Consider the following 10,048-nt stretch of genomic DNA (forward strand, 5'->3'; position numbering starts at 1 on the left):
CCCTGCGCCCGGAGCAGGCCGCCTACATCGGCGTCGAGGTCGACGGCCCGTACAAGCCGGACCACTACCGCTACTGACGCCTGTCGGCGTCCACACCGACAGGCGGGGGAGGGCCGCAGCCGCCGGCCCGGCCCTCCCCTGAGGGGCGCTCGCACACCGTCCCAAGAGGCAGCGGTACTTACTGGTGGCGTCTACCTCTGATCTTGGTTCTCGATGTACTGCTTGACCACAGTCAGTGGTGCACCGCCGCAGTTCCCGGCGAAGTAGGAGCCGGACCAGAAGTGCCCGCCCCACAGGTACCGCCGGACGTGGCTGTCGTACTCCTTGCGCAGCAGCCGGGCGGATACACCCTTGAGGGAGTTGACCAGCTTCGAGAGCTGGACCTTCGGGGGGTAGTGCACGAGCAGGTGTACGTGGTCGTCCTCGCCGTTGAACTGCTTCAGCTCGGCCTCGAAGCCCTCGCAGACCTCCCGCATGATCTCTTCGCACCGCGTCAGCATGGCGTCGGTCATGGCCTTACGCCGGTACTTCGTGACGAAAACCAAGTGGACATGCAGGTTGTAAACGACATGACGACCGGTACGTACATCAGGATGGCGTTGGCGAGGGCGTTCGGGTGTGCTCGGGTTGTCTTCAACGACGCCCTCCGGGCCCGTGAGACCGCCCGCGCCGCCGGGCTGCCGTTCATCCCGTCCGGTGAGCTGTCCAAGCAGCTCACCGCCGCGAAGAAGACCCCCGAGCGGGCATGGCTCGCCGAGGTGTCCTCGGTCGTGTTGCAGCAGTCCCTGCGAGACCTGGACGCCGCCTACAAGAACTTCTTCGACGGCCTCAAGGGCAAGCGCCCAAAGACGGGACCGCCCCGGTTCAAGTCCCGCAAGGACACCCGGCAGTCGGTCCGATTCACCGCGAACGCCGGATGGAAGATCACGGCAGGCGGAAAGCTCCGGCTCCCGAAGGTCGGCGACATGCCGGTCAAGTGGTCCCGCACGCTGCCGTCCACCCCGTCCACGGTGACCATGATCAAGGACAGCACGGGCCGGCACTTCGCCTCGTTCGTCGTGGAGACCGAGCCCGAGACGCTGCCCGCCACGGACAACGTGGTCGGCATCGACCTGGGCCTGACCCACTTCGCGATCCTGTCCGACGGCACAAAGATCGACAGCCCCCGTTTCCTGCGCCGGGCCGAGAAGAAACTGAAGAAGGCGCAGCAAGATCTCAGCCGCAAGGCCAAGGGGTCGAAGAACCGGGCGAAGGCCCGGATCAAGGTTGCGCAAGCCCACGCCCGGACGGCCGATGCGCGGCGCGAGTTCCACCACCAACTCTCCACCAAGCTGATTCGCGAGAACCAAGCGGTTGCAGTGGAAGATATGGCGGTCAAGGGCCTCGCCCGCACCCGCATGGCCAAGTCCGTGCACGACGCCGGCTGGTCGACGTTCACCACGATGCTGGAGTACAAGGCCGCCCTGTACGGCCGCGCCTTCCACCGCATCGGACGCTTCGAGCCCACGTCCCAGGTGTGCTCGCAGTGCGGCGTCAAGGACGGCCCCAAGCCCCTGCACATCCCTGAGTGGACGTGCTCGGCGTGCGGGGCCGTCCTTGACCGGGACATCAACGCGGCGGTCAACGTCGCCAAGGCGGCCGGACTGGCCGTATCAGCCTGCGGAGCGCGGGTGAGACCGGGACTCATCCCGGCACAGCGCGAAGAAACAGGAACCCACCCGAAGCCCAAGCCGGTGACCACCGGCAGGCAGGCGGGAATCTCCGTCCTTTAGGGCGGAGAGGATGTCAAGCAGTTCGGGTCTGCGAGGACAGGAACAACGCCTCTGACGCTTGCACTGGCAGGTACCTGTACTGGTAGGCCGATCCAAGACGCGAAGTGGCCCGGGACCGATTGGGACACTCCCCTCGACGCTGTAGCGCGCCGTGCCTGGCGGTGAGTCGACCATCAGGTCGGCTTGCCGCCGTCGTGCTCTGCCTTTTCCTGGTCGGCGGAGGCCTACCTGACGGCCGGTGAGGTCGACCAGGGTGCCGCGGTCGCCGGCGCGGGAGCGGTGTTCTTCGCCACCCGGCTCAGAAACCCTTCGGACTGAGCCCCGCGGCTGCACCGACACTGATCGTCAAGGGCGCAGCCGGGCTGCCGCGGCCAGGATCGGGGTGGCCACGGCGGTAGCGGCGGCGCCGAGTGTGGTGTCGGTGGCCAGGACCAGGCGGACCGTTCTCATGGCCAGGGTGAGGATCTCGCTGCCGCGCCGGCGCGTGCCCGCCTCGAATCGGTTCACGGCCTCGGTCAACGTGGTACCGCTGTCAGTGACGTCGCCCAGGTGCCGAAGCAGGGAGGCAGCATCGCGGATGGCCGCGCCTGCGCCCATTCCGGCGGTGGGTGGTGTGGCGTGAACGGCGTCGCCGAGCGCGGTGATGCGGCCTGTGGGCCAGGGTGCGAGATCGGTGGCTCGGGTCGAGGCGGCGTTGAAGCGGTACGCGGCCAGGCTGTGCGGGTCGGCGCGGGCGATGACCTCCAGCGTGTGCTCGGCCCAGCCCCGCTCGCGGAAACGTCTCACCAGCGCGGCCTGCAGCGCGCCGTCGCGCAGGTCGCGTAGGGAGTCGGTCGCGGCGGATTCGGGGAACATGGCGCCCCAGATGTAGGTGGGGCCGGTGGTGAGGGACATCCGCAGTTCGGGTGCGTCGAGCGCGGCGTTGCCGACCGGGTCGAGGAAGCCGACGTAGAGTGCCGCCCCCCGTGGGCCGATCGCCAGCCCTGATCGTCGTCCGAGCCGTTGCTGTTCACTGGGACCCAGGTCGGTGCGCAGCGTGCGGCCGGAGAACCCGATGATGCCCGCCGGGCTGTTTGTCGGGCCTCCCGCCAGGTGCTGGGCAACCAGGGAGTGGGTACCGTCCGCGCCCACCACCAGATCCGCCGAGACAGCTGTGGCGTCGGTGAACAGCACTCGGGGCGCGCCGTCGTCGCCCCGGCCGACGCCGGACACGGTCCGCCCCAGATGCAGGTCGTCGCCGACCGCCTCGGCCAGCAGCATGCGCAGGGTGATCCGGTCGATGTCGACGCCGGCAGCGCCGCTGAGATCCGGCCCGCGGCCGAGCAGCCGGCCGCGGCGGTCCCAGAACGCCTCGCGGTCGCGCAGCCGCAGCGCCGAGGCCGACGCCAGCAGCCGCCGCATGATCTGCGGCGCCACCAACTCCCGCAGCGCCGATTGGGCCCGCTCGTCCAGGGTGATGTGGTAACCGCCTGTCGCCGCCACGTCGGTGTCGCGGTCGAACACCGCCACCTCGTACCCCCGGCGGCGCAATCCCGCCCCCAGCGCGAGTCCGCCGATCCCACCACCGACCACCACAACACGCATACCGAACCGTCCTCTTCCGCCACTGCTTGCCTCGACGGGCCCCACCCTGACACCGGTAGTGGACACCGAGCGGCCACTACCGGTGTCAGGGTGGGACGATGGCGAACACCTCACGACGGGCACTTCGGCTCCTGTCCCTGCTCGGATCGCGCCGACTGTGGCCACTGCCTGAACTCGCCGGCAGGCTCGGAGCCAGTGAGCGCACCGTCCGCCGGGACATCGAGACGCTGCGCCGGCTCGGATACCCGATCACCACCGTCCACGGACCCGATGGCGGATACCGGCTCGACGCAGGGCACCCCCTCCCCCACTCGTGTTCGACCACGATCAGGCCCTCGCGGTCGCGGTGGCCCTGCAGACCGCGCCCAGCACAGTGCTCGGCCTGGGAGACGACGCGGCGCGGACGCTGGCAAGCCTGGAACAGGCCATGCCCCCAGCGTTACGGGCATCCCTGAAGTCCCTACGTCTGACCAGGCTGCAGAACTACTGGGAGTTCCTGGCGCCCCCCATCGACCCGACCGCGCTCACCGCCGTGGGAGCCGCGGTGCGCCACCGCCACGTCCTCGTCACCGAAACCCTCCGTGCCGATGGCTCACGCCCCGAAACCGGCGACGACGACTTCCTGCCCGCCCGCCGCATCGAGCCCCACCATCTGGTCGTCTGGGCCGGCCGGTGGTATCTGGTCGCCTACGACCTCGAAGATGACCAGTGGCGAGTGCACCGAGTCGACCGGCTCCGCCCCCGTCCCACGACACATCCCTTCAGCGCACGCGAGCTCCCCCACGGCGACCTCGCCGGCTTCGTCATGAGCAGTCACGACCGCGGCGACACCCTCGCCGCCTGGCCGTGCACCGGCACCGCGCGACTCAACCTGCCGGCCGATGTCGTCGCCCGCTGGGCACCAGGTGGCTCGGTCGTCGAACACCTCGACACCGAGCACTGCCGGCTCACCCTCGGCGCCTGGTCCTGGGCCGGCGTCGCCGGAATCCTCGCCACCTTCGACACCGAACTCACCGATCTCCACCCGCCCCAACTCGCACAGGCATGCCGACGCGTTGCCCGCCGACTGGCCACCAGCGCGGTCGGTGCGGCGGCGCCGGAGCTGGACGGGGTTGCTGAGCCGCGCGGATCCGCAGCCAAATCCCGGTCCGGCAGCGGTAGTGGCGCCACGAAGCAGTCGCAACGGCGGCGGCGCTGATCTTTTCGATGGGATCGCCAAAGCACTGGACGCGGTGAGTACGGCTTCCACGCATGTGCTGGGCTCATCGGGATTCATGGCCCCGGAGAACATCCGGGGAGCCGCCGGGCCGGCCAGTGACGGGGGCCGGCCCCCGCCGCCCGCTACCCCGGCAGCGCCGCCCGGTCGAGCTTGCCGTGGGCGGTCACCGGGAGACGGTCCAGGTGGCGCACCTGCTGGGGGACCATGTGGGCGGGCAGGCGGGCGGCCAGTGCCGCCCGGACCGTGGCCGCCGGCACACTGTCGCGGTCGGCGACCACGTACGCGCACAGCGACTGGCCGCCGTGCTTGTCGGTGACCAACCGGCAGGCCGCGCCCGCCACGCCCGCGACCTGCCGCAGTGCCGCCTCGATCTCGCCGAGCTCGATACGGAAACCGCGCAGCTTGACCTGCCCGTCCTGGCGGCCCGCGTAGGCGAGCTGCCCTCCGGTGTCCGCGACGGCCCAGTCGCCGCTGCGGTAGAAACGGCCCTGTTCGGTGTCGACGAACCGGTCGGCGGTCAGCTCCGGCCGCCCGAGGTAGCCGTGGCTGACCCCGGGGCCGCCGACCCAGATCTCGCCGGGCTCGCCCACCGCCACCGGCCGGCCCTCCCCGTCGCGCAGAGAGACCGTCAGATGCGGCAGCGGCACACCGATCGGGGTGCGTCCGGCGGCCGCGGCCGCCAGCACGTCCGGCGTGAGCGGGCAGTAGGTGACGTGGACGGTGGTCTCCGTGATGCCGTACATGTTGACCAGCTTCGCACCGGGCGCGATGCCGGCCTGCCACCAGCGTTCGACGTCGGCCGCCACCAGCGCCTCGCCGCCGAAGACGACGCGGCGCAGCGCCGGCAGGCGCAGGTTCTCCGCGACGGCCTCCGCGGTCAGGTTCGCGAACGCGGAGGGCACCTGGTTGAGGACGGTGACGCCCCGGTCGGCGAGCAGACGGGCGAACTCCAGCGGGTCGCTGGCCGCTTCGCGGTCGACGACGACCAGCCGGCCGCCGGACAGCAGTGGGCCGAACAGCTCCCAGACGCTGAAGTCGAAGCTCAGCGAGTGGAACAGCGTCCACACGTCCTCACGGCCGGCCTCGAGCAGCGGCACGGCCGCGTCCAGCAGGGCCAGCACCTGGGCATGGCCGACCATGCAGCCCTTGGGGTCCCCGGTGGAGCCGGAGGTGTAGATGACGTAGGCGGTGTCCTCGGGGACCGGCGACGGCCCGGACGGGCCGCCCTCACCTGCCGGGCGGGTGGCGAGGACGAAGGGGCCCGCCTTGGCGAGCGGTGTCTCGCCGTCGAGCAGTTCGCCGTCGGAAAGGACCAGTTCGGCGCCCGAGTCGTGGAGCAGGTACTCCTGGCGGGCGGCCGGGTAGGCGGGATCGACCGGCAGGTAGGCGGCGCCGGAGCGCAGGACGCCCATCACGGCGGCGGGCGCCCAGCGGCTGCGGGCCACCCGCAGGGCCACCAGCCGGCCCGGTCCGGTGCGGCCCTCGAGGCGGCGGGCGATGTCGTCGGCGAGGCACTCGAGTTCGAGGTAGGTGACGTCGCCGTCCGCGTCCACGGCCGCCGTGCGGGCGGCGTTGCGGGCGGCGGTGGCGGCGAAGCGGGTGTCGATGCGGTCGGCCGGCTGCTCGGCGGCGGCCCCGGTCAGGCCCAGGACGTCCAGCAGGGCGCCCACGTCGCCGGTGAGCCGGTCGAGGTCGGGCGGTGTGCCGGGATTTTCGCCGGTGTAGGCGTTCAAAGGACCCTCCTCAAGGGGCGGTTGCGGGTCGACGGTTCAACCGACGCCCTGGAGAACAGCAGAACCATCAGAACCAGCAGGAACAGCAGAACCCGCAGAACCCGCAGAGCGAGCAGGAACGGCAGGAACATCGGCACCGGCGGCGCGCGGCGGTGCGACGGCCAGAGCGTGCACCAGGTAGCTGGCGACGTCGCCCGGGGTGGTGCCGCGGCCGAAGACGCGGTCCGCGCCCAGCGTCTGCGCCGACCGTGCGTCGAACCGGGGCCCGCCCACCACCAGCAGGGGCCGCTCGTCGTCGGCGAACTCGGCCCGCAGCTCGGCGCTCAGCTCACGCACATTGGTCAGGTGGGCGTCCTTCTGGGTGACGGCCTGGGACACCAGCACGGCGTCCGCCCGCTCGGCGCGTGCCGCGCGCACCAGGTCACCGACCGGGACCTGCGCGCCCAGGTTGATGACCCGAAGCTGCTTGTAGTACTCGAGGCCCTTCTCGCCCGCGAAGCCCTTGATGTTGAGGATCGCGTCGATGCCGACGGTGTGCGCGTCGGTGCCGATGCAGGCGCCGATCACCACCAGCCGGCGGCCCAGCCGGCCGGCCACCACCTGGTCGGCCTCCTTGGCCGACAGCAGCGGATAGTCGCGTTCGGCCACGGTGACCTCGTCAAGGTCCACCGCGTGGGTGACGGCCCCGTAGACGACGAAGAAACTGAAGTCGGTGCCGCCGACCGCGGTGCTGTGCACCAGCAGCGGGCGCTCCATGCCCATGCGGCCGGCCAGTTGGAGGGCCGCGCCCTCGGCGCGCGGACCGTGCGGCAGGGGCAGGGTGAACGACAGCTGCACCATGCCGTCGTCGGGGGTGTCGCCGTAGGGCCGGACCGCGCCGGCGGCCGGGAACGGGATGCTCATATCGCCTCGCTCGTGTCGCGGTCGGTCTCGTTCGGTCGGTCCAGGAGCTCCAGGGCCGGATTGCGGTAGCCGGGCGCGCGGGGCACCACGCCGTCCGCGCCGCGCCCGCCGCCGGCCGGGCGCCGCATCCCGCCGAACGTGCCCTGCCCGATCGCCTCCAGCAGGCCCCGGTCGCAGATCCGCTCCAGCAGTGCGACGGCCTCGTCGAGGACCTGATGGGCGCGGCGGACGATGAACCCGTCCGCGGCGGGACGGAAGTCCTCCGCCAGCGAACCCGCCGCCCCGAGCACGTAGCGCACATTGCGCAGCGCCAGGTCGCGGTCGGCGATCAGCGGCGTGACGACGGCCTCCGTCATCATCCCGACCAGCAGGATGCTCTGCCCGGTCAGCGCCCCGGCCAGGTTGAAGAAGCCGTTGAGGAGGTAGCCGCGGAACACGTCGCCGCTCATGTGCCGGGTCGGCGGCATCCACTTGAGCGGCGCGTCGGGAAACACCTCACGCGCCAGCAGGGCGTGCGCCAGCTCCAGCCGGAACGACTCGGGCCGCTCCGGGTCGATCTCGAAGGCGTGCCCCAGCCCCAGCTGCCCGTCGGCGAGCCCCGCCTCCTTGGCGAAGTACTCGTTCAGCAGCTGACTGGCGGTCACCGTGTGCGCGGCGTCGACCGCGTCGGCGGTGGTGAGGTAGTTGTCCTCGCCGGTGTTGATGACGATGCCCGCCCGGGCGTGCAACTGCCGGGAGAACCGCTGGTCGACGAAGGTGCGCACCGGGTTGATGTCGCGGAACAGGATCCCGTACATCGAGTCGTTGAGCATCATGTCGAGCCGCTCCAGGCCCGCCAGTGCCGCGATCTCGGGCATGCACAGCCCGGACGCGTAGTTCGTCAGCCGGATGTAGCGGCCCACCTCGGCCGACACCTCGTCCAGCGCGGCGCGCATCAGCCGGAAGTTCTCCCGGGTGGCGTACGTGCCGGCGAACCCTTCGCGGGTGGCGCCCTGGGGGACGTAGTCCAGCAGCGACTGGCCCGTCGAGCGGATCACCGCGATGACGTCCGCGCCGCCGCGGGCCGCGGCCCGGGCCTGCCGGATGTCCTCGTGGATGTCGCCGGTCGCCACGATCAGATAGATCCACGGCGCGGGCGGATTTCCCCACCGGCCCGCCATCCGCTCCCGCTCCGCACGCCGGGCGTCGATGACGCCGATCCCGCCGGCCACCGCCCTGCGTGCCGCGCCGGCCGCCGCCTCGGCGGCCGCCCCGTCCGGGAGGCGGAAGCGCACCGTGCGGGCAGCCGCGCAGGCCGCCAGATCGGCCAGGTCCCGGTACCGGCCGCCGCGCAGCGCGTCCCACACCGGCAGGCACACCCCGTGTTCCAGGCCCACGGTGTCGGCCACCGCGTCGACGAGCCGGTTCACCCACGGGATGCCTTCGGCGTCCGCGCCGTCCAGCCCGGCCAGCCGCAGCGTGGCGCGCTCCACCGACACGGTGGTGCGGGTGCGGGCGAGTTCGACGACGGGCCCGCCTGCGCGGGCCGCCAGCGCACGGGCACGGGCCACCGTGCGGGCGTCGAGGCCGAGCTTCCCCGCCACGGCGGTCGTCGGCACCGGAGCCGTCGCCGAGGTCATCGCACGGCCCCCGCCCCTGCCCGCGCGGGGCCGCAGGTCCGGTCGAACAGGGCCCGTACGCCCGGCTCCTGGCGCACCAGGTCCAGCGCGAGGGTGTGGTGCCCGGGCTGGTAGCCGTTGCCGATCAGCATCGTCACGTCGCGGGCCATGCCCTCCGCGCCGAGGGCCGCCGCGCTGAAGGAGGTCGCCATCGAGAAGAAGACGACCGAACCGCCGTCCGCCGTGGCCAGGATCGCCGCGTGCTCGCAGCCGGCCACATCGGTGCACACGACCGTCACATCGGCCTCACCGCCGTGCCGCTCCAGCGCCGAGCGCACGGCCAGAGCGTCCCTGGCGTCGGCCCGCACCACCGTGTCGGCGAGGCCGGCGGCCGTCAGCGCCGCCTCCTCCGCCGCATCCGGCACCACCCCGGTCACCCGCCCCGCGCCGGCCCGCCGGGCGGCCGCCAGCGACAGCGACCCGGACTTGCCGGACGCGCCGAGCACCAGCACCGAAGGGGCACGGCCGCGCCGCGTGTACGAGGCGACGACCCGGCCGGTCAGCGCGGGCGCGCCGCACACGTCCAGCACCGACAGGGCCAGCGGGTCGGGCAGGTCACCGGGCAGCCGCGCGGCGATCGACCGGCCGAACAGGATCGCGTGGCCGCGGGCCGGCACCCGTTCGCTCAGCCCGTCCCAGTCACGCAGTCCGTCGGTGATCACGAGCGGGGTCAGCGTCAGCGACACCAGCGTGGCCACCCGGTCGCCCACCCGCAGCCCCAGCGGCGAACGGGGCCCGCACGCGGCGACGGTGCCGATCAGCATGCCGCCGGAGCCGGTCACCGGGTTGTGCATCTTGCCCCGCTCACGCACCAGTTCGCACACGTACGCCCGCACCGCGTCACCGTCGCCGTGGTGCCTCTCGCGCAGCTGCCGCAGCGACGCGGCGTCGAGGTTCAGGCACTCCACCGCGACACGGACCTCGTCCGCCGCCGGCCGCGGGTCGGTGTCCAGCCGCAGCGCCGCCTGCGGCAGCACCCCGCGCGGTTCGCGCACCCGGTGCAGCCCCAGCGGCGAACAGGCCTGCGCCGCAGGGCCGTTCACCTGATTTCTCCCAGGAGGCTCCGGCCTTCAGGCCGGGGAGGAATGGGTCCTTGGGGCGAAGCCGCGAAGCGGCGGAGTTCTCTGCGCATCTGTTCTGACCTGCACTCTCTTCCGTCGTCAGTGGCGGCTGTTAGGT

General features: G+C 72.1%; 9 protein-coding genes and 1 pseudogene. 4 read left to right on the forward strand and 6 right to left on the reverse strand.

All coding sequences use genetic code 11. The annotated features are described in order from the left end of the window. Positions 1-77: adenosylhomocysteinase (locus ACTMTU_RS35820; RefSeq protein ID WP_441267616.1), on the forward strand; the 77-nt coding region annotated here is incomplete at its 5' end. Positions 78-191: 114 nt separating this feature from the next. On the opposite strand, the gene tnpA is transcribed toward ACTMTU_RS35820, so the two are convergent. Beyond that, entirely contained in the window at positions 192-557 is a 366-nt protein-coding gene (gene tnpA, locus ACTMTU_RS35825) for an IS200/IS605 family transposase (RefSeq protein WP_441267617.1), read from the reverse strand. Here tnpA and ACTMTU_RS35830 point away from each other — a divergent pair. Continuing rightward, positions 552-1,772 carry an RNA-guided endonuclease InsQ/TnpB family protein gene (locus ACTMTU_RS35830; protein WP_441267609.1) on the forward strand — a complete coding sequence of 407 codons (1,221 nt, stop codon included), beginning with the start codon at positions 552-554 and terminating at the stop codon, positions 1,770-1,772. The genes tnpA and ACTMTU_RS35830 overlap by 6 nt on opposite strands. Before the next feature lie 345 nt (positions 1,773-2,117). On the opposite strand, the gene ACTMTU_RS35835 is transcribed toward ACTMTU_RS35830, so the two are convergent. Further along, complete coding sequence (locus ACTMTU_RS35835) at positions 2,118-3,356, reverse strand: FAD-dependent oxidoreductase (protein ID WP_441267610.1); 1,239 nt, start codon at positions 3,354-3,356, stop codon at positions 2,118-2,120. 98 nt (positions 3,357-3,454) lie between these two features. Between ACTMTU_RS35835 and ACTMTU_RS35840 the strand changes: the two are divergent. Both ACTMTU_RS35840 and ACTMTU_RS35845 read left to right on the forward strand, forming a co-directional pair. After that, positions 3,455-3,580: pseudogene (locus tag ACTMTU_RS35840) on the forward strand (HTH domain-containing protein); the annotation flags it as partial. An 89-nt stretch (positions 3,581-3,669) separates the two neighbouring features. Continuing rightward, entirely contained in the window at positions 3,670-4,554 is an 885-nt protein-coding gene (locus tag ACTMTU_RS35845) for a helix-turn-helix transcriptional regulator (RefSeq protein WP_441267611.1), read from the forward strand. Between the two features lie 143 nt (positions 4,555-4,697). Here the strand turns inward: ACTMTU_RS35845 and ACTMTU_RS35850 are convergent, their stop codons facing one another. From ACTMTU_RS35850 to ACTMTU_RS35865, 4 genes are read right to left on the reverse strand one after another with little or no spacing between them, the layout of a single operon-like run. Then, a complete protein-coding gene (locus ACTMTU_RS35850) occupies positions 4,698-6,308 on the reverse strand; it encodes an amino acid adenylation domain-containing protein (protein WP_441267612.1) in 1,611 nt (536 codons plus the stop codon). A 36-nt stretch (positions 6,309-6,344) separates the two neighbouring features. Continuing rightward, positions 6,345-7,211 carry an OAM dimerization domain-containing protein gene (locus ACTMTU_RS35855; protein WP_441267613.1) on the reverse strand — a complete coding sequence of 289 codons (867 nt, stop codon included), beginning with the start codon at positions 7,209-7,211 and terminating at the stop codon, positions 6,345-6,347. Then, positions 7,208-8,830 carry a lysine 5,6-aminomutase subunit alpha TIM-barrel domain-containing protein gene (locus ACTMTU_RS35860; protein ID WP_441267614.1) on the reverse strand — a complete coding sequence of 541 codons (1,623 nt, stop codon included), beginning with the start codon at positions 8,828-8,830 and terminating at the stop codon, positions 7,208-7,210. The genes ACTMTU_RS35855 and ACTMTU_RS35860 overlap by 4 nt, the downstream gene beginning before the upstream one ends. Continuing rightward, complete coding sequence (locus tag ACTMTU_RS35865) at positions 8,827-9,912, reverse strand: L-erythro-3,5-diaminohexanoate dehydrogenase (RefSeq protein WP_441267615.1); 1,086 nt, start codon at positions 9,910-9,912, stop codon at positions 8,827-8,829. The genes ACTMTU_RS35860 and ACTMTU_RS35865 overlap by 4 nt, the downstream gene beginning before the upstream one ends. Positions 9,913-10,048: the final 136 nt, after the last annotated feature.

Source organism: Streptomyces sp. OZ13, assembly GCF_052068155.1.
Classification (GTDB): Bacteria; Actinomycetota; Actinomycetes; order Streptomycetales; family Streptomycetaceae; genus Streptomyces.

What these genes read in the sequence shown, in the direction of transcription:
- ACTMTU_RS35860 (WP_441267614.1), bottom strand. Translation starts at nt 8,830, where the DNA reads ATGACCTCGGCGACGGCTCCGGTGCCGACGACCGCCGTGGCGGGGAAG.
- ACTMTU_RS35835 (WP_441267610.1), bottom strand. Translation starts at nt 3,356, where the DNA reads ATGCGTGTTGTGGTGGTCGGTGGTGGGATCGGCGGACTCGCGCTGGGG.
- ACTMTU_RS35855 (WP_441267613.1), bottom strand. Translation starts at nt 7,211, where the DNA reads ATGAGCATCCCGTTCCCGGCCGCCGGCGCGGTCCGGCCCTACGGCGAC.
- ACTMTU_RS35830 (WP_441267609.1), top strand. Translation starts at nt 552, where the DNA reads ATGCAGGTTGTAAACGACATGACGACCGGTACGTACATCAGGATGGCG.